General features: G+C 62.8%; 14 protein-coding genes, 15 tRNA genes, 1 pseudogene and 1 other annotated feature. Of the genes and pseudogenes, 13 read left to right on the top strand and 17 right to left on the bottom strand.

All coding sequences use genetic code 11. The features are described 5' to 3' along the window. Positions 1-45 precede the first annotated feature (45 nt). From J3481_RS11965 to J3481_RS15085, 4 genes and pseudogenes are all read left to right on the top strand, one after another. Positions 46-975, top strand: a complete 930-nt coding sequence (locus J3481_RS11965) for a LysR family transcriptional regulator (protein WP_206832384.1) — start codon at positions 46-48, stop codon at positions 973-975. A 131-nt stretch (positions 976-1106) separates the two neighbouring features. Then, complete coding sequence (locus J3481_RS11960; protein ID WP_206832385.1) at positions 1107-2711, top strand: S53 family peptidase; 1605 nt, start codon at positions 1107-1109, stop codon at positions 2709-2711. 113 nt (positions 2712-2824) lie between these two features. Continuing rightward, positions 2825-3001 carry a hypothetical protein gene (locus J3481_RS11955; protein WP_206832386.1) on the top strand — a complete coding sequence of 59 codons (177 nt, stop codon included), beginning with the start codon at positions 2825-2827 and terminating at the stop codon, positions 2999-3001. A gap of 402 nt (positions 3002-3403) precedes the next feature. After that, positions 3404-3589, top strand: a pseudogene (locus J3481_RS15085) (hypothetical protein); the annotation flags it as partial. Between the two features lie 185 nt (positions 3590-3774). Here the strand turns inward: J3481_RS15085 and J3481_RS11945 are convergent. Continuing rightward, complete coding sequence (locus J3481_RS11945) at positions 3775-4377, bottom strand: polysaccharide deacetylase family protein (RefSeq protein ID WP_206832387.1); 603 nt, start codon at positions 4375-4377, stop codon at positions 3775-3777. Between the two features lie 112 nt (positions 4378-4489). On the opposite strand from J3481_RS11945, the gene J3481_RS11940 reads away from it, so the two are divergent. After that, positions 4490-5476: an aldo/keto reductase gene (locus J3481_RS11940; protein ID WP_206832388.1), complete on the top strand. Its 987-nt coding sequence runs from the start codon at positions 4490-4492 to the stop codon at positions 5474-5476. Between the two features lie 48 nt (positions 5477-5524). Here the strand turns inward: J3481_RS11940 and J3481_RS11935 are convergent, their stop codons facing one another. Then, positions 5525-6736 carry an MFS transporter gene (locus J3481_RS11935; RefSeq protein ID WP_206832389.1) on the bottom strand — a complete coding sequence of 404 codons (1212 nt, stop codon included), beginning with the start codon at positions 6734-6736 and terminating at the stop codon, positions 5525-5527. Between the two features lie 151 nt (positions 6737-6887). Here J3481_RS11935 and J3481_RS11930 point away from each other — a divergent pair, with 151 nt between their 5' ends. The 8 genes from J3481_RS11930 to J3481_RS11895 all read left to right on the top strand — a co-directional run bounded on the left by J3481_RS11930 (position 6888) and on the right by J3481_RS11895 (position 16026). After that, on the top strand, positions 6888-8060 hold the full coding sequence (locus J3481_RS11930; RefSeq protein WP_206832390.1) for a glycosyl hydrolase family 18 protein: 1173 nt from the start codon (positions 6888-6890) through the stop codon (positions 8058-8060). Positions 8061-8384: 324 nt separating this feature from the next. After that, complete coding sequence (locus J3481_RS11925) at positions 8385-9497, top strand: sugar ABC transporter substrate-binding protein (protein WP_206832391.1); 1113 nt, start codon at positions 8385-8387, stop codon at positions 9495-9497. Between the two features lie 78 nt (positions 9498-9575). Next, positions 9576-10358: an ATP-binding cassette domain-containing protein gene (locus J3481_RS11920; RefSeq protein ID WP_206832392.1), complete on the top strand. Its 783-nt coding sequence runs from the start codon at positions 9576-9578 to the stop codon at positions 10356-10358. A gap of 1 nt (position 10359) precedes the next feature. Then, complete coding sequence (locus J3481_RS11915; protein ID WP_206832393.1) at positions 10360-11565, top strand: sugar ABC transporter permease; 1206 nt, start codon at positions 10360-10362, stop codon at positions 11563-11565. A 151-nt stretch (positions 11566-11716) separates the two neighbouring features. Then, on the top strand, positions 11717-12532 hold the full coding sequence (locus J3481_RS11910) for an RpnC/YadD family protein (RefSeq protein WP_206832394.1): 816 nt from the start codon (positions 11717-11719) through the stop codon (positions 12530-12532). Positions 12533-12857: 325 nt separating this feature from the next. Continuing rightward, positions 12858-13358, top strand: a complete 501-nt coding sequence (locus J3481_RS11905; protein ID WP_206832395.1) for a hypothetical protein — start codon at positions 12858-12860, stop codon at positions 13356-13358. Positions 13359-13428: 70 nt separating this feature from the next. Then, positions 13429-13681, top strand: a binding site (T-box leader). A 78-nt stretch (positions 13682-13759) separates the two neighbouring features. After that, complete coding sequence (locus J3481_RS11900; protein WP_206832396.1) at positions 13760-15454, top strand: 2-isopropylmalate synthase; 1695 nt, start codon at positions 13760-13762, stop codon at positions 15452-15454. Positions 15455-15540: 86 nt separating this feature from the next. Further along, positions 15541-16026: a glutathione peroxidase gene (locus J3481_RS11895; RefSeq protein WP_206832397.1), complete on the top strand. Its 486-nt coding sequence runs from the start codon at positions 15541-15543 to the stop codon at positions 16024-16026. Positions 16027-16276: 250 nt separating this feature from the next. Here the strand turns inward: J3481_RS11895 and J3481_RS11890 are convergent. From J3481_RS11890 to J3481_RS11820, 15 genes are all read right to left on the bottom strand, one after another. Next, positions 16277-16353: transfer RNA gene (locus J3481_RS11890), tRNA-Ile, on the bottom strand. Between the two features lie 3 nt (positions 16354-16356). After that, a tRNA-Asp gene (locus J3481_RS11885) sits at positions 16357-16433 on the bottom strand. Positions 16434-16437: 4 nt separating this feature from the next. Next, positions 16438-16533: transfer RNA gene (locus tag J3481_RS11880), tRNA-Ser, on the bottom strand. A 6-nt stretch (positions 16534-16539) separates the two neighbouring features. Continuing rightward, positions 16540-16615, bottom strand: a tRNA-Glu gene (locus J3481_RS11875). A gap of 5 nt (positions 16616-16620) precedes the next feature. Then, positions 16621-16695 (bottom strand) — tRNA-Val (locus tag J3481_RS11870). Position 16696: 1 nt separating this feature from the next. Further along, positions 16697-16770 (bottom strand) — tRNA-Gly (locus J3481_RS11865). A 19-nt stretch (positions 16771-16789) separates the two neighbouring features. Continuing rightward, positions 16790-16864, bottom strand: a tRNA-Gly gene (locus tag J3481_RS11860). Between the two features lie 55 nt (positions 16865-16919). After that, positions 16920-16991, bottom strand: a tRNA-Glu gene (locus J3481_RS11855). 1 nt (position 16992) lies between these two features. Further along, positions 16993-17068: transfer RNA gene (locus J3481_RS11850), tRNA-Thr, on the bottom strand. A gap of 6 nt (positions 17069-17074) precedes the next feature. After that, positions 17075-17149, bottom strand: a tRNA-Asn gene (locus J3481_RS11845). A gap of 6 nt (positions 17150-17155) precedes the next feature. Beyond that, positions 17156-17231: transfer RNA gene (locus J3481_RS11840), tRNA-Ala, on the bottom strand. Positions 17232-17238: 7 nt separating this feature from the next. Next, a tRNA-Pro gene (locus J3481_RS11835) sits at positions 17239-17315 on the bottom strand. Positions 17316-17322: 7 nt separating this feature from the next. Next, a tRNA-Arg gene (locus J3481_RS11830) sits at positions 17323-17399 on the bottom strand. Between the two features lie 76 nt (positions 17400-17475). After that, positions 17476-17550, bottom strand: a tRNA-Thr gene (locus tag J3481_RS11825). A 3-nt stretch (positions 17551-17553) separates the two neighbouring features. Next, positions 17554-17629 (bottom strand) — tRNA-Lys (locus tag J3481_RS11820). Between the last annotated feature and the right edge of the window lie 773 nt (positions 17630-18402).

Genomic DNA, 18402 nt, shown 5'->3' with positions numbered 1-18402 from the left:
TGAATAGATAGCTCAAGAGCTATGATTGCCGCGGGAGGCACCGAGATGGACCTTCTTCAATTGACCTACTTTCGCACGCTGGCGCGCGTGGAGCACATGACGCGCGCGGCCATGGAGCTTCGCATCGCGCAGCCTTCGCTGAGCAAGACCATCGCGCGGCTCGAGGCCGAGCTCGGTGTGCCCCTGTTTGATCGGACGGGGAGAAATCTGCGGCTGAACGCGTATGGGCGGGCGTTTCTGGCGCGGGTGGATCGCGCGTTGACGGAAATGGAGGAAGCGAGGCGGGAACTGGAGCAGATGGCCAAGGCGCAGGACGAGACCGTCATTCTCACAGTGTCGACCACGCGCCTGTTGCCAGGGCTCTTGCGCGCGTTTCTGCGCGAACATCCGAGTGTTCGCGTGCGCCAGTACTCCGGGAGTGCGGAGGAGATGACCCGGCAGATCGTGCGCGGCGAAGCGGACTTCTGCATCTCGGGGGCGCGGATGGCGGGAGACGAGATCGCCTGGGAGCCGCTTGTGGTGGAGGAGGTGTATCTCATCGTGCCGGCTGGCCATCCTCTCGCCGCGCGCACCTCGGTAAGGCTGTCGGAACTCAGGGACGAGCCGTTTATCTGCGTGAATCAAGGGCATGAGTTTCGCGAGTTGACCGACGGGTTCTGCCGGGCGGCCGGCTTCGAACCGAAGGTGCATTTTTCGGGCGACGAGGCCGACGTGATCGCCGATCTCGTCCGCCAAGGCCTGGGTGTGGCGTTTGTGCCGGCCTTGACGTGGTGGGAACGGGAGGCGCACGAGACGCGCCGCCTGCGAATTGAGGCGCCGCGCTGCCAGCGCGTCATTGGGTTGGCCTGGTCGCGGAGGCATCATCTCACGCGGGCCGCCGAGGCGTTCCGCGACTTCGCCCGCAGGTACTTCGCGGCGCTGGTGCGGTACGAAGGCGTGCTGCCGCCGGATGGATGGACAACGACGCCAGGCTGACCAGGGAGCCGGATGACGAACCAGAATGAGATTCCTTTTCCTCATTGTTTAACTATAAATGTAATTCACCTCCCTCTATACTGTCGGTTAACTAGAAAGCACAGAATCGACAGACACAGGGAGGGTTCCGCATGCGAGCGCTCACACTTCTGTCCGCCTTGGCGGCCGCTTCGGCCGCGTTGGCCGCGCCGCCGGCGGTGTTCGCGGCGCCTTTGCAGGATCGCGCCGTGGTGGCTTTGCCCGACCCGCAGATGCGGGGGGCTCGCGCGGAGGGGAGCCTGTCGCCGTCGCAGACGATGCATTTGGTGGTCACCTTGCGCCTGCGCCACGAGGCAGCGCTCGAGCGCCTGATCGAAGCGCTGTACACGCCGGGATCGCCGGAGGAAGGCCGGTTTCTCACGCCCGCCGCGTTCGACCGGGAGTTTGCACCGACCAAGGCAGACGTCGAGGCGGTGGTCCAGGGCCTTCGCGCCTATGGGCTCAGCGTCGCGCAGACAGCCAATCCGATGGTGCTCGCCATCACCGGACGTGCGCGCGGCGTGGAACGGGCGTTCGGCGTGCGCGAGATGACGTATGAGAAGGGAACGGCCGCGTGGTACGGGCCGGACGGGGCGGCGACGCTGCCTGCGCCGTTGGCCGCGCACGTGTCGGCGGTGGTGGGCCTGTCGAGCGGCGCGATGGAGCGCCATCTCGTCGTGTCGCACGCGGCGCCCGCGGGCGGAGGCTACACGCCCGCCCAGATCCAGCGCGCGTACGACTACACGCCGCTCTACAGTCACTACATGGGCCGCGGGCAGGTGATTGCCATCGTGACCTCCGGCTCCGTGCAGATGTCGGACATCGCGGCGTTCGACCGCGCCTTCGGGCTGCCCGATCCCGTGCTGCGCCAGCGCGTGATCGACGGATCGTCCACGGCGCCGGACGACGAGACCACCCTCGACTGCGAATGGGCGCACGCCATCGCGCCGACCGCGTCCCTCGCCGTGTACGAGGCGGCCGAGCCGGACGCGCAGTCGTTCATCGACGCGTTCGCCCAGGTGGCCGCGGATGACGGCGCGCACGTCGTCACCACCAGTTGGGGCGCGCCCGAGTCGGAGACGGATTCGTCCACCATGCAGGCCGAGCACCAGATCTTCATGCAGATGGCGGCGCAGGGACAGAGCGTGTTCGCGGCGGCGGGGGACAGCGGATCGTCCGATGGGACGAGCGGGACGGCGGTCGACTATCCTTCGTCCGATCCGTGCGTGACCGCGTGCGGCGGGACGAGGCTCGTCATGGGCGCAGACGGCACGCGCCTCAAGGAGACGGCCTGGGCGGACACGGGCGGGGGCGTGAGCTCGGTGTACGGCGAGCCGTGGTGGCAGTACGGCCCGGGTGTGCCGCAGACCGGCTATCGGCAGACGTGCGACATCGCCCTGAACGCCGATCCGGCCACGGGCTATGACTTTCTCTATCAGGGCCAGTGGGAGGTCGCGGGCGGCACGAGCTTCGTCGCGCCGATGATGGCGGCCACGTTTGCGCTCATCGATCAGGCGCGCGCGCTCGAGGGCAAGGCGCCGGTTGGACTGGCGGATGTGGGCATCTACGCGATGGCGCGGAATACGTCCTATGCGCCGTACGCCTTCCACGATATCACGGCGGGATCGAATGGGGCTTACAGCGCGGGGGTTGGATGGGATCACCCGACGGGCTTTGGCTCCATCGACGCGTACTATTTCCTGCACGGGCTCGACTGAGCCGCGGCGCGGGCTCGTTTTTGGCGATCTCGCCCTCGGTCCAGGAGGCGGATTCAATTCCGTTTTGAAGCGCGTGTGATACACTCCAACGTTGTGAGTGGGGAGGCGATCGCATGAGCCATCATAAACATTGGATTGTGGAGTCCATCTGTCCGCGCTGCGAGAAGAAAAACGTCGTCGAGGTGCCGGAGGGCGAGCTTGTGGTTCGGGTGCACTGCCAGCACTGCGAGCACGGCTACGACTACAACCACATCGTCCGGGAGCACAAGGAGATCGACGTGGACGACTGAGCGCCGTGGACGTCGAGATGTTCGATTTGAGTGCAATGGAGCCACTTCGGCCGCCTGGCTTGGGCGGCCTTTTTCACGCGCCTTCCGGCGGTTCGACCGCCAATCGATAGCCCACGCCGGAGATTCACGGCCGCCCTCCCTAGACGCCTTTACCTTCGTTAGGTACCATGAGGATGGGTTCCTTTTCACACGCCCACCCTGTCGTCTGTGGGTTTACACGAAAAGATGAATGAGAGACGAGATAGATGGCAAAAATCACTCCAACCAGAGAGGTTGGCGAACAGATGAAAATGAACACGAAGAGCAAAGAGGATCGTCAACATCTCATTCGCGAAATCGCGAACCGAGTGTTTTCTCGGAACGACGATGCCATGAGGAGATTGTCCAAAAGTCGATGGGAATAAACGAACAGCCTGGGGCTGTGCGAGTACTTTTTTAGAGCTGAATGGATACCCACTATGGGCTGATGACGAAGAAGTGTTTCAGCTGTGTTTAGATGTGGCGAATAAGCGTCTCGATATAGGTCAAGTGGCAACCTGGATCGAATCACATGCACGTCCGTCGCACTCAAACGACGCAAGCACATGATCTTTCTTACGCCCCCTTTGGTAGCAAAGGGGGCTTTTGTGGCGCGCCCGGCATGGGCGCTAGCTGGGCGGTGAAAGTCCGCTGCGGGGGTTGGCTGTTACCAAAGCTGCTCGAGGGGCCCTACAAACCGCAACCCGTCAGACGAGTCGAAATCCCGAAACCCGGAGGCGGGGCGAGGTTTGCCATCACACCCGCTTGAGCTGTGACAGCGGCACGAAGTCATAGCCCATCGCCACAGCCACCTCGAGCACGTACGGCAGCGCGTCGGGGGTTCCCTTCGCGAACGGGCCCGCGTGCATGAGGATCACGGCTCCCGGCTTGAGCTTCGGCAGGACGTTGGCCGCAACGGCCGGGCCGGGGATGCCCGACCAATCGAGCGAGTCCACGTCCCACAGCACCACCTCGTAGTGAAGCCAGGCTGCGATGCGGCGGACGCGATCGTCGATGTCTCCATAGGGCGGGCGAAAGTAGCGGATGGGCACCTGGACCACCTTCTCAATGGCCGCTTGACAGGCGCGCAACTCGCGCTCGATCTCGGCATCCGCCAAGTTCGTGAGATGGGGATGCGTCATGGTGTGGTTGCCGATCTCGTGGCCGGCTTCGTGGATGGCCTTCAGGACGTCGGGAAAACGTTCGACCTGCTCGCCGATGCAGAAAAAGGTGGCGGGCACGCCGTAATCCCGAAGCGTGGACAGGATCTTGGGCGTCGTGTCCCCGTCTGGGCCGTCGTCGAAGGTGATGGCGAGGTGGCGCGGGGGTGTCGATGGATCGGGCGTGTGGCGCTGCAAGCGCAGGTCCTCCTTCACGGGCGTTTTTTCGAACTTTCCAGAAAGGATTATACTAGCTTCGCACCCGTCGCTTGATGGCGAGGCGCGCGAAATTGAAAGGAAGGGATGGAACGTGCAGACGAGAGCGTTGGGCACGCAAGGGCTCCGGGTCTCCGCGCTTGGGCTCGGTTGCATGGGCATGTCGGACTTCTACAGTGGCCGTGACGAGGCGGAAGCCATCCGGACGCTGGAACGCGCCTTGGAACTCGGCATCAACTTCTTTGACACGGCCGACATGTACGGCGTCGGCGAGAACGAGAGGCTGGTCGGGCGCGTGCTCAGGCCGTATCGCGATCGCGTCGTGATCGCCACGAAATTCGGAAACGTGCGCGCGCCGGACGGGACCTTCCTCGGCATCAACGGCAGGCCCGAATACGTGAAACAGGCCTGCGACGCAAGCCTCAAGCGGCTGGGCGTCGACTACATTGATCTGTACTACCAGCACCGCGTCGACCCGAACGTGCCCATCGAGGAGACGGTCGGCGCGATGGCCGAGTTGGTGCAGGCGGGAAAGGTGCGGTTTCTGGGCCTGTCCGAGGCCGGGGCGCAGACCATTCGCCGCGCGCACAAGGTGCATCCCATCACGGCGCTGCAGACCGAGTATTCGCTGTGGAGCCGCGATGTGGAAGACGAGATCCTGCCGACCGTGCGGGAACTTGGCATCGGCTTTGTGGCGTACAGCCCGCTCGGAAGGGGGTTCCTCACGGGCGCCATCCGTCGGTTCGAGGATCTGCCGGAGGACGACTACCGCCGCCACTCGCCGCGCTTCCAGGGCGAAAACTTCAAGCGGAACCTCGATCTCGTGGAGAAGATCGAGGGCCTGGCGCGAGAAAAAGGGTGCACGCCCGCGCAGCTCGCACTCGCCTGGGTGATGGCGCAGGGAGACGACATCGTGCCGATCCCGGGAACGAAGCGGGTGAAGTATCTGGAGGAGAACCTCGGCGCGCTTGAGGTGAAGCTCACGGCGGAGGAACTGTGCGAGATCGACGCCATCGCGCCGAAGGGCGTCGCCGCGGGCGAGCGGTACCCTGAGGCCAGCATGAAATCCATCGGGATCTGAGGGCGAGATCGCCCAATCGACAGGCCGAGCGGGCCGACCCCCGCTCGGTCACCTGTGCCAGCTCCGCAAGCGGGACGGCGCGACCAGCGCGACGCCGAAGATGCCGATGGCGAGAAGGGCGCAGGCCGCGACACAGACGCCCCCGAAGTGAAATCTGTCCCATGCGCTTGCGCCGGCGAACGATCCCAAGGCGCCTCCGAGAAAATAGGCCACCATGTACACCGAGTTGATGCGGCTGCGCGCCTCATCCGACAGGCTGTAGATGCGCGCCTGATTCGACACCTGCGTCGCCTGAACGCCAAGGTCCATGAGGACAACGCCGAGCGCGAGGCCTGCGAGGCTGTGCCGAAAAGTCCAGAACAGCCCAAACGACGCGAGGGTCAGACATGACGCGAGGCGCGCCGTCCAGATGGCTGGAAGCCGTGAGGCCATGTGCCCAGCGTACGGCGCGGCGAGGGCGCCTGCGACGCCCGCGAGGCCAAACAGCCCCGTTACGCCCGGCCCAAGATGAAACGGCGCCCCGGCGAGATACAGTGAGAGCACGGTCCAAAACGCGCTGAACGCCCCGAACGACATCGCGCCGAGGAGCGAGGCGTCGCGCAGGTCCGGATAGGCGCGGATCAGATGAATGAGGGAAAGAAGCAGTTGCCCATACGGCGTGCGCGATTCGGGCGGCGATGCAGGCAGACTGGCGTGAAGCAGTGCTGCGAGGCCGAGCATCGCGGCCGCTGCCAGGAGGTACACGGCCCGCCATCCGAGCACTTGGCCCACGAGCCCCGCCAGTGTCCGCGCCAGCAGGACGCCCATGAGCAGGCCGCTCATCACCGTGCCGACCGTGCGCCCACGTTCTTTCGGTGGCGCGAGGTGAGCCGCAAATGGCACCACAAGTTGAGGGACGATGGTGGCCGCGCCCACGAGCAGACAGCCGCCCATGAGCCACCACACGTTGAGCGATGCTGCCAGGATGAGGAGCGCGCTCGCCGTCACGATGCACATCCGCACCGTCAGTCCTCGCCGCTCCAGACTGTCCCCAAGGGGTACAAAGAGAAACAGCCCCAGCGCGTAGCCGATTTGGGTCAGGGTGGCCGCCAGGCCCACCTGCCAGGAGGCCGCGTGAAATCCAACCTGGATTTCGTGCAAGAGGGGCTGCAGGTAGTACAGGTTGGCCACGCCAACGCCTGCGGCCACCGCCATCAAGAAGACGAGCCGTCGTGACAGGGGTTGCGCAGGCGAAGGGACGTTCTCGGGAACCGTTGCCATGACGCCACACCTCCCATGGTCTTGCCATGTCGATCATAGACGGTGCAGCTTTCATCTCCAAACGTCCCTGGGCTGGGCGTGCGCCCAGCCCACGCGCGCTGTTTGGGCATAGGCTGGTGTCGAGATCGCCACCCATGAGGAGTGAAGGCAGATGCTCATCCATGTCGTCGAGCCCGGAGACACGCTGTGGGAGCTCGGAAAGCTGTACCACGTCTCGGCAGCCGATATCGCGGCCGCCAACGGCATTCGCAACCCAGAGCAACTGGTCGTCGGGCAAGCCCTGGTCATTCCCACCCGGGAGGGCGAGGTGACCGGCGCCGAGCGGCGCACCATCGAAGTGAACGCGTATTTCGTGCAGTTTTCCGATCCCGCGCCCCATCAGCTGGACGTGATCGCCCCGGTGTTGACCTACGTGTCGCCGTTCTCCTACGAGGCGCAGACAGACGGTTCCATCCAGGCCCGGTCGGACGACACCCCTTTGGTGGATGCCGCGTTGGACCAGGACGTGACGCCCATGCTGGTGCTCACCAACTGGCACGGGGACATGTTCAACTCGGACGTGGCGCACGCCATTTTCACGTCGCCGTCCACCCAGGAAAAGGTCATCACCAACGCGCTGCGCGAGATGGGGCGCAAGGGCTACCGGGCGCTGAACCTCGATTTCGAATACATCTATCCGCACGATCGCGACCTCTACAACGCCTTCGTCGAGCGGTGCGCGGAGCAGGTGCACAAAGAAGGCTTCCTCCTGTCGAGCGCGCTGGCGCCGAAATTGTACGCGGATCAGCCTGGGCTTCTGTACGAGGCCCACGACTATCGCTGGCACGGAGAGGTCTGTGACTTTGTCGTTCTCATGACGTATGAGTGGGGTTGGATCGGCGGCCCGCCCATGCCGGTGTCGCCCGTGGATCAGATGCGGCGCGTGCTGAACTACGCCGTGACCGCCATCCCGCGCGACAAGATCCTGCTTGGCGTCTCGGTGTACGGGTACGACTGGACGCTTCCGTACCGCCCCGGCACCCGCGCCGCGACGCTCACGCCGGTGCAGGCCGTGAATCTTGCCTACGCGCAACATGTGCCGATTCAATACGATCTCCGGGCGGAAGCTCCCTACTTCACGTACACCGACGCCCAGGGCAGGCATCACATCGTGTGGTTCGAGGACCCGCGCAGCTTTCAGGCGAAACAGGACTTGGTTGTCGAATACAACTTGCGTGGCATGAGCTTTTGGTCTTACCCCACGAACTTCCCTCAGGTGCCCATCCTCGTCAACAACCAGTTCAACACCAAGAAGTGGATGCGAGAAGGCGCACCGACGACCTGAGCGAAGCGCCGCGCCCTGCCTGGGAACGGTGGGGCGCTGCGGCGCGTTTGCGCCCCGCCGCTTGCGTCGAGAGGCCCTTCAAGTGGCAGGGAGGCGCCGGCCTGGCGCCGCGACGTCGTTTGCGGCAGGGCCCGCGCGAATTCACTTAGTTGTTTGTGTTGACAAACTAGGCTTCGGTCTGGTATGCATAGATCAGGTTGCGCCGATCGAACTCCACGCAGGGATGTGCAAGTGGAGGTGATTGCGCTTTCCGCCTCAATCAGGTAAGCGGTTGCGAAGCGGCGCATGGCCTGTTGTGAGATCGAAACAAGGGGGTATTGCACAGTGGCAAAGAAAACGTGGAAGAAGAGTGCAACGTGGATGGCGGCTGCGGCGGTGATGACGGGGATTCTGGCCGGGTGCGGCACGTCGTCGACGAATGCACAAGGGTCCTCGTCGACTGGGGCGGCTGCCGCGGTGAATCCGCATCCGAGCGTGAAAATCGCCTTCCTCATGCCGGAGACCAACACGTCGCCGCGCTGGGAGTACGATGATCGCCCGGATTTCATCGCGGCGATGAAGAAGCTGGATCCGAACGCGCAGATCATCTATGCCAACGCGCAGGGGTCCGAGGCGACGCAGCTTCAGCAGGTGGAAAGCGCCATCACGCAGGGCGCCAAACTTCTCGTCGTGGCGCCGGTGAACGGCTTTGAGGCCACCACCATCGTGACCGAGGCGGCGCGGGCGCACGTCCCCGTGATTTCGTACGACCGCCTGATCCAAAACGCCAAGGTCGACTACTACGTCTCGTTCAATAACGTCGAGGTCGGCAAGCTCCAGGGCGAGTACATCGCGCAGCACACCAAGAAGGGCGGCACGGTGGTCATGCTGGACGGTGCGCCCACCGACCCGAACGCGAAGCAGTTCGCGCAGGGCGCTCACGAGGTGCTGGATCCGCTCTTCAAGTCGGGCAAGCTGAAGCTCGGCTATGAGCAGTTCACGCCCAACTGGGATTCGCAGCAGGCGCTGACGGAGATGCAGCAGGCGCTCACGCGGCTGCACAATCACGTCGACGCTGTGCTGGCTGCGAACGACAACCTGGCGGGCGCGGCCATCCAGGCGCTTGAGCAACAGCACATCAAGGGCATCCCGGTCACCGGCCAGGACGCGACGGACGCCGGCCTGCACCGCATCTACTACGATGGCACGCAGTCGATGACGGTCTACAAGCCCATCGCGGAGGAGGCCAATGCGGCTGCCCAGTTGGCGTATGACATCGTGACGGGCAAGAAGCCGCCCGCATCGCTCGTGAACGGCAAGGTGAACAACGGTGCCACGAACGTCCCGTCCGTTCTCCTGCAGCCCATCGTCGTGACGAAGGCCAACATCCAGAGCACGGTCATCAAGGACGGCTTCACGACCTGGGCGCGCATCAAGAATCCTGCGGAACAGCAGTAATTCGTGTCTGAGGACCGGCGCCGGAGCGCACGCGACGTGTTCTCCGGCGCTTCTTAACGACGAGAGGAGGCGAGGATGGTGGCAACTGAGACCCAGACACAGCCGGTCCTCGAGGTGCGCAACCTTCGCAAGCGGTTTGGTGCCGTGCAGGCGTTGGACGGCGTGTCGTTTTCCGTACATGCAGGCGAAATCGTGGCGCTCGTCGGGGACAACGGCGCCGGCAAGTCCACCACCATCAAGATGATCGCGGGCGTCGAGCAGCCGGACGAGGGAGAGATCTTGTTCGAAGGTGAGCCGGTGCGCCTGACGAGTCCCGCCGTCGCGGAGAAATACGGGATTCAGACGGTCTACCAGGATCTCGCGCTCTGCGACAACCTGGACATCGTCTCCAACCTGTTTCTCGGCCGGGAGCTGCGGCGCAACGTGATCCCCGGTCTGGTGCGCGTGATCGACCGGAACGAGATGGAGCGGCGCGCCATCCCTGTGCTCAACGAACTCGGCATTCGCCTGCCCCCATTGCACACGCAGGTCGCGTCGCTCTCCGGCGGTCAGAGGCAGACGGTCGCCGTGGCGCGATCCGTCCTGTGGGGCTCGAAGCTCGTGATGCTGGACGAACCGACGGCCGCGCTCGGCGTCGTGCAACAGCGCGCGGTGCTGGAGCTCATCCAGCGGCTCGCGGCGAGCGGCCGCGCGGTGCTCGTCATCTCGCACAACATGAGCGACGTGTTCAAGATTGCGAACCGCATCGTCGTGCTGCGGCTGGGGCGCACGGTCGCGACGTTCGACCGCAACGACGTCACGCCCGAGCAGGTTGTGGCGGCCATCACGGGCGCATCGGCGCAAGAGGAGGTCACGTCCTAACATGACGGTCAACATCGGTCAGGCCAACAAGACGCAATCGCCCGCGGCGCGCAGCACCTCGGTGTTCGATCGCGTCATTGGCGGGGAGTTTCAGCAGCTGCCGGTGTTTTTGTCGCTCGTCCTCATCTGGATTGTGTTCGAAATCCTGAACAACAGCTTTCTCACGAGCCGCAACCTGTCCAACCTCGTGCTGCAGATGGCGGAATACGGGCTGCTCGGCATCGGCGAGACGCTCATCCTGTTGCTCGGCGAGATCGACCTGTCCATCGCGGCCGTGAGCGCCATCGGCGGAGCGGTGCTGGCGGTCCTGGCGGGCAAGGGCATGAACCCGTACGTGGCGATTCTTGCCGGCGCCTTGAGCGGCACGTTGCTCGGGCTGTTCCAGGGCTTCTGGGTGACGGTGCTGCGCGTGCCGTCGTTCATCGTGACCTTGGCCGGATCGCTCGGCTTCTTGGGGCTCCTGTTTGTGCTGATTGGCCAAGAGGGCACGGTGCCCATCATGAACAACACCATCAACGCCATCGCGGGCAACTACCTGCCCGATTGGCTGAGCTGGGTGCTCGTGGCGGTGGCGATTCTGGCCGTGGTGTGGACGACGTTGCGCGATCGCGCCAAGCGCCAGCAGCTCGGGTTGCCGCTGAAGTCGGCTTCCTCCACGTGGACCAAGCTCGCGCTCAGCGCCGCCGTGATGATCGGCGCGACGGTTCTGCTCAACGCCTACCAGGGCGTGCCCATCGCCGGGCTGGTCCTGATTGTGTTTGTGGTGCTGCTCGCGTGGCTCTGCCAGAGCACCACGTTTGGCCGCCACATCTACGCCGTCGGCGGAAACGCGGAGGCGGCGCGCCGGGCGGGCATCAACGTGAAGGGCGTGCGGATCATGGTGTTCACGCTCGCGGGCACCATGGCGGCCATCGGCGGCATCGTCGGCGCGTCGCGATTGGGCGCGGCGTCCACGGCCTCGGGCGGCAGCGATCTGCTCATGGACTCGATTGCGGCGGCCGTGATCGGCGGGACGAGCTTGTTTGGAGGCTATGGAAGCGTGTGGAACGCGCTGCTTGGCGCGCTCGTCATCGGCAGCATTGAGAACGGCATGGCGCTTCTGAACGCGCCGACGAGCACGAAGTACCTGGTGGAGGGTGCCATCCTGCTGCTCGCGGTCACGTTCGACACCTTCACCCGCATGCGGCGGAAGCAGTTGGGTAGATGAGATAGGTCGATGACTTCGTAAACTCGATCGAATCGAAACGCATGCAACCCTTTGGGACATGGTTGGGTCCAGAGGGTTGCTTTTTTGCATTCGTATACCTATTGGCCCCTCACGCAGCACGGCAGTATACTGAAGGCAAACGGAGGTCATGATGGACATACCGAGGAATGCGAACGATCTCGTTGCGAAGCACTTGACGTTGGCGCTGCCTGGGGAAGTGTTGTCGGTGATTGGCGTACGCCACGCGCCGGTGGTGCGCGCCTTGGCGACGGAGATCCCTGAGATGAGGCTGCGTCAGAGCATGACGGACATCATGCTGGAGCTTGCGGATGGACGTCTGCTTCACCTGGAGTTCCAGTCGACAAAGGAACCGACGCTGTATCGGTTTGCGGCTTACGATGTTGCGCTTGCGGAACGCCATCGTCGGGCGATCCGCACGGTGGTGTTATACACGGGCGACGTGCAGAGCGCGCCGTCTGAACTGGACGCCGGGTGTTTCCGATATGCGGTGGAAAATGTGTATCTGGGTCAGATGGACGGCGACGCAGCGTTGGAGACGGTGCGGCGACACCTGGAGACGGGTGAGTGGACGCCGGAAGATCGGGTTCGGTTGGCGTTTGCGTTTCACATGCGATTCGAGCGTCGCACGCGAGATGAGGCGTTCGACGCCATTGTGCAAACCTTGCAACACGTCCCGGATCGCGAGGAGCAGAACTACCTGGCGGCGTTGGTGTTCGGATTCAGCGCACGAGTTTTGACGGATGAGCAAAAGACGTTACTGAGGAGGGTGTTGGCGATGACGGAACTGCTGAAGGAGATTGTGGAAGAGGCAGAAGAGCGCAAGGCTCGGGAAATTGCCGAGCGGATGTTCCGCAAGGGTGCGTCGGTCGCGGATGTCGTCGAGTTGACGGGGCTTTCAGAGCGAGAGGCGCAGGAGGTGCTGAGGCGCGTTCGAGAGGAGACGTGATCTATGGGCAAAGCCTGCAACCGCCGCGCAAAGGCGGTCTGGATCCGGAGATTTCGCGAGGGACGTGATTGCGAAAGCCGCAGACAGGTGGTGCCGAACAAGAAAGCGTAGAGTCGCCGCGCAGCTCCCGGAGGTGGCAGGGGCGCGGCGATTTTTTTGTCCTGCAAACGCCCTATAGGCGAAGGCGTCCTGAGCGGCACCTTTCTCGGGCTGTTCCAGGGCTTCTGGGTGACGGTGCTGCGCAGATGCCGCAGATCTCCGGAGCCCTACAGGTTCTGGAGAGCTGCGGTTTGTGTTACATTGGGGGAATACGAGGTGATGCGGCGTGTCTGGAACCAAGCGTGGACTGACAACATGGCTCGTGGCCTTGGCCATCATGCCGTTCATGACGGGGTGCGCACGTTCCCAGTGGTACAAACCTCAACCGCCAGTCCCCGATGTGCCGCAGATGTGGCAAATCATGAAAATCCAATCTCCAGTGGACAATGCGCGGACATTCGAATTGGACTTCGGCTTGGCGACAACAAAACCGCGAGTGGATTACAGTTTCTGGCTTTCCGAACTCAAGTGGGCATTCGTCAAATCGAAAGCCAATGAACGGACGTATTCCATCGTCATTCCGAACTGTTGTAATGTCGCGTTGCCTTCCACGACGGTCGATTACGGCAGCGGCGATCCACGCGCTTTGGTTCAAAGCGTTGAATTTACGCAGGATGGTCAGTCAACCGTGCTCTATCTAACGACTTCACATCCTTTGCAGTGGTCACAGACCACCGCGGATGACCAACATCAAACGGTTTCCCTTGTGTTTACGCCCACCGCTTGACATCGCAGAGCATTCCCCTTACGATGGAATCGACAGAACTGACGGATGTGCGAATCAAGCCTGAAAATCGTAAAAGGTGACGAGTGGGAGTAGTAGGGACGCGGCTGGAGCCCAGAGAGCCGGTGGTCGGTGCGAACCGGCGGAAGGCACGTCCTGAACTCGCCCATGAACCGCAGCCCGAAGTGCACTGAGGAGGTGCCAGTAGGGTGTGCCGCGTGCCCGCGTTATCGGGCTAGACGGTGATTGCCGTCGACAGAGGGGGCTTTTCCGCAAGGAGAGCCAAGTAGAGTGGTACCGCGAGCCAACCCGGCCTCGTCTCTATCCGAGATGAGGCCTTTTTCTTTTCTCTTTCGCCGCCCAGGCTTGGAGTCTTCCATACAAAGAAGAAGGAGTGGATGGACATGAACAACGTGAACAAGTACACCCGACAGTACTTTCTGCCGCCGGAACCGTGCTTCGACTGGGTTCGCAAGGACCACGTGGATCGGCCGCCCGTCTGGTGCAGCGTCGATCTGCGCGACGGCAACCAGGCGCTGATTGTGCCCATGAACCTCGAGGAAAAGCTGGCCTATTTCCAACTGCTTGTCGAAATTGGCTTCAAGGAGATCGAGGTCGGCTTTCCCGCCGCGTCCGACACAGAGTTCGAGTTCGTCCGGACGCTCATCGAGCGCGATCTCGTCCCGGACGACGTGACCATCCAGGTCCTCACCCAATCGCGCGATCACATCATCGAGCGCACGTTCGAGGCCATTCGCGGGGCCAAGCGGGCCATCGTGCACCTGTACAACTCGACGTCCGTGGCGCAGCGCGAGCAGGTGTTCCGCGCGGACAAGGACGAGATCGTCAACATCGCCGTGACCGGCGCTGAACAGATTCGCGATCTCGCCCGCACCACGCCGGGCAACTTCCTCTTCCAGTATTCGCCCGAGAGTTTCACCGGCACCGAACTCGACTTCGCGCTCGAGATCTGCAACGCGGTGCTCGACGTGTGGCAGCCGACGCCGGATCGCAAGGTCATCATCAACCTGCCGGCGACCGTCGAGCTTTCGATGCCGCACGTGTACGCGAGCCAGATCGAGTACATGGGCAAGCGCCTGGCGCGGCGCGACTCGGTCGTGCTGTCCGTGCACCCGCACAACGATCGCGGCACGGGCGTCGCGGCGGCCGAACTCGCCATGCTCGCGGGCGCCGAGCGGCTCGAGGGCACCTTGTTTGGCAACGGCGAGCGGACGGGCAACGTGGACATCGTCACGCTGGCGCTGAACCTGTACTCGCACGGGATCGATCCGGGGCTCGACTTCTCCAACCTGCCGGCCATCCAGGCGCGGGTCGAGGCGCTCACCAAGATGCAGGTCGGCAAGCGCCACCCATACGCGGGCGAGCTCGTCTTCACGGCGTTCTCCGGATCGCATCAGGACGCCATCGCGAAGGGCATGAAGTGGCGCGAGGAGCGGTCTCCGGAGCACTGGAACGTCCCGTATTTGCCCATCGATCCCAAGGACATCGGCCGGGAGTACGAGGGCGACATCATTCGCATCAACAGCCAGTCCGGCAAGGGTGGCATCGGCTATGTGCTGGAGCAGTCCCACGGCTTCGATCTGCCGCCGAAGATGCGCGAGCAGCTCGGCTACGCCGTGAAGCGCGTGTCGGATCGCGAGCAGAAGGAGCTGTCGGCGGACGAGATCGCCGAGATCTTCATGCGCGAGTTCGTCAACCTCGGTCAGCCGCTCGATCTCGTCGATCTCACAGGCACGGACGCGAAGGGCGCGCATCGCGTGCGGGCGACCGTGGTCTTTCACGGAGAGGCGAAAGAGATTGAAGGGGCCGGCAACGGGCGGCTCGACGCGCTCTGCCATGCGCTGGAGGAGGGGCTCGGGATCCGGGTCGCGAACCTGACCTACAAGGAGCACGCGCTGGAGGTGGGGTCGGGATCGCGCGCGGTGGCCTACATCAGCGTCGACGACGAGGACGGGAACACCCACTTCGGCTGCGGCATCGACACGGACATCATGGAAGCTTCGGCGAAGGCCCTGGTGAGCGCGGTGAACCGGATGCTGGCGCGCAGGGCGGAGATGGCGATCCCGGTGAGCAAGTGAACGAGGGCCCCGGCCGTTAAGCCGGGGCTTGAATCATTTGTGCACAATCAAAAGGAGTGGTACGATGGGTGCGGGAGGGGATAACCTTGACGATTTACGATTTTGAGGTCGAGAAAGCCGACGGGACCACGACGTCGCTGCGGGACTACGAGGGAAAGGTGCTCTTGATTGTCAACACCGCTTCCAAGTGCGGCTTCACGCCGCAATACGAGGGTCTGCAGAAGCTGTACGAGGTGTATCGCGATCGCGGCTTCGAGATCCTCGCCTTTCCGTGCAACCAGTTCGGCAATCAGGAGCCGGGATCGAACGAGGAAATTCAACAGTTTTGCCAGATGACCTACCGCGTGACGTTCCCCGTGTTTGCGAAGGTGGACGTGAATGGGCCGAACGCGCATCCGCTGTTCGAATATCTGAAGCAACAGGCCAAGGGTGCACTCGGATCCGAGGCCATCAAGTGGAACTTCACCAAATTCCTCGTCGATCGCGACGGGCGCGTGGTCAAGCGCTTCGCGCCGCAGACTGCGCCGGAGAGCATCCGGGAAGACATCGAGGCTTGTCTTGTGAATGCATGACGGTGAACGGGACCGGTGACGCTGACGCGATCGCGCAAGGTGTGAACTGGGCGCTGCAGCGGCGCTGGAAAGGGGACGCTCGAATGGCGGAGGTCTGTCGAATGCTTCGATGAGTTTTCCATAAAGGAAGTCGATGCGTTCGGCACGCTGCAGCGCAGGCTGACAGGAGCGCTTCGGGATAACGTTCCAGGGGTCCACGTGGCTGAAGAAAATCAAAGCAGCAGCCGTTTCAAGACGGCTGCTGCCTGATTGGTGCGCCCAGGTGGATTCGAACCACCGACCTCACGATTATCAGTCGTGCGCTCTAGCCGACTGAGCTATGGGCGCACATGGCGGAACTGACGGGATTCGAACCCGCGATCTCCTGCGTGACAGGCAGGCATGTTAGGCCTCTACACCACAGTTCCAATATGGCGGAGTGAGAGGGATTCGAACCCTCGATACGGTCTTAACAACCGTATACTCGCTTAGCAGGCGAGCGCCTTCGACCAACTCGGCCATCACTCCGTGTGGTGGTGACCCTACGGGGATTCGAACCCCGATTTCCGCCGTGAGAGGGCGGCGTCCTGAACCATTAGACGATAGGGCCTCGTGTGGTGCGGCTGACAGGAATTGAACCTGTGACCCCTACCGTGTCAAGGTAGTGCTCTCCCTCTGAGCTACAGCCGCGTGGAGCGGGTGAGGGGAATCGAACCCCCGACCTCAGCTTGGGAAGCTGATGTTTTACCACTAAACTACACCCGCGAGGAGGAGAGCCTCCATGTGGAGCGGAAGACGGGATTCGAACCCGCGGCCCTCGCCTTGGCAAGGCGATGCTCTACCCCTGAGCTACTTCCGCACGAAGACTGGACTATTATACCCGCGACGCGTTCGAAGCGTCAAGTCCCAGGTGATGACCCCAGGGGGATTCGAACCCCCGTTACCACCGTGAAAGGGTGGTGTCTTAACCACTTGACCATGGGGCCATGGAGCTCCCAACCAGGCTCGAACTGGTGACCTCATCCTTACCATGGATGCGCTCTACCGACTGAGCTATGGGAGCTTGTGCTGGCTCCCCGAGCAGGATTCGAACCTGCGACCCTCCGGTTAACAGCCGGATGCTCTACCGCTGAGCTATCGAGGAACATCATGGTGGAGGTAGCCGGATTCGAACCGACGACCCCCTGCTTGCAAGGCAGGTGCTCTCCCAGCTGAGCTATACCCCCGGAAATTTGGTCGGAGCAGCGGGATTTGAACCCACGACCTCCTGCTCCCAAGGCAGGCGCGCTACCAAGCTGCGCTATGCTCCGCATGAAGTGGCGCGCCCGGAGAGATTCGAACTCCCGACCTTTTGATTCGTAGTCAAACGCTCTATCCAACTGAGCTACGGGCGCGCGTATATCGGTAAGCTGTGGGTCCGCTGTCCAACCAAGTCCAGCGGGTTGGCGGGCAACGGAGCCGTTGCCCGTGTGGAGCCACCTGTCGGATTCGAACCGACGACCTGCTCATTACGAGTGAGCTGCTCTACCCCTGAGCCAAGGTGGCATGTGGTGAGCCATGCTGGATTCGAACCAGCGACACCCTGATTAAAAGTCAGGTGCTCTGCCAACTGAGCTAATGGCTCTCAGCCCGCACACAACGCTGGGCATTCGGTACTTTAACACGGAGGGGCGCGCTTGTCAAGCGAAATGGCGTGCGCGGGGTCAAGGGGCTGCACCGCGCCACCGATCGGCGACGGAAACGATGCGCGTGGACGGTTCACGGCGGTGCCTTGCGCCTGAGAGGCGGACTGGCCGCGCGATCTCGTCAGCCAGCAATGGACGCCCGACGGTAGGAGACGGGACCCCGGCAGGCGGAGACGAATCCTACCTTGGCTTCGCGTTTGAGGGTGCATCTGCACATCCTCACGTCCGCGTCACCGGAACGAGCCGACTCGCGCCTTGTTGAACTATCGGTCCTGCATCCGATCACGTCGCTTGCCGGGAGAAGTCGATGCTTCATTCATGGGCCTGTCGTGTGTTAACCGCTCGAGAAAGGTGACCTTGATCCATCGTCCTCTTGGCTCAGCGTTGGAATTTCGCTCTCGAAGGATAGGAAACATGCGGGCGAATGGCCAAACCATTCATCGTGGCATCCGCCTTGACAGGGCATCATGAGGGTGCTATCCTACGGGACGTCGCGTTCGCGCGACGCCGAAATCGAAGATGACAAACGCCGAGAGGCGCGCTTGACAGACATGCGGGATGCATGTTATTTTAAGCGGGCTGCCGCGAGGCGGCGCGAAAGCCGCGGGATACCGCGGGGTCGCTCCTTGAAAACTAAACACACAAGACCACCAAGCCCGTGAGTCTTGACGACCACGAAGTCAGGATAAGCTGTTTGGATTGAGAGTTTGAT

This window comes from Alicyclobacillus fructus (genome assembly GCF_017329605.1).
Lineage (GTDB): Bacteria > Bacillota > Bacilli > Alicyclobacillales > Alicyclobacillaceae > Alicyclobacillus > Alicyclobacillus fructus.
The sequence above is the reverse complement of the archived record's forward strand: the minus strand, read 5'-3'. Positions and strand labels throughout refer to the sequence as shown.

Excerpts from the sequence above, each read along its gene's own strand:
- J3481_RS11965 (WP_206832384.1), top strand. The coding sequence starts at position 46 with ATGGACCTTCTTCAATTGACCTACTTTCGCACGCTGGCGCGCGTGGAG.
- J3481_RS11960 (WP_206832385.1), top strand. The coding sequence starts at position 1,107 with ATGCGAGCGCTCACACTTCTGTCCGCCTTGGCGGCCGCTTCGGCCGCG.
- J3481_RS11955 (WP_206832386.1), top strand. The coding sequence starts at position 2,825 with ATGAGCCATCATAAACATTGGATTGTGGAGTCCATCTGTCCGCGCTGC.
- J3481_RS11935 (WP_206832389.1), bottom strand. The coding sequence starts at position 6,736 with ATGGCAACGGTTCCCGAGAACGTCCCTTCGCCTGCGCAACCCCTGTCA.
- J3481_RS11930 (WP_206832390.1), top strand. The coding sequence starts at position 6,888 with ATGCTCATCCATGTCGTCGAGCCCGGAGACACGCTGTGGGAGCTCGGA.
- J3481_RS11915 (WP_206832393.1), top strand. The coding sequence starts at position 10,360 with ATGACGGTCAACATCGGTCAGGCCAACAAGACGCAATCGCCCGCGGCG.
- J3481_RS11910 (WP_206832394.1), top strand. The coding sequence starts at position 11,717 with ATGGACATACCGAGGAATGCGAACGATCTCGTTGCGAAGCACTTGACG.
- J3481_RS11900 (WP_206832396.1), top strand. The coding sequence starts at position 13,760 with ATGAACAACGTGAACAAGTACACCCGACAGTACTTTCTGCCGCCGGAA.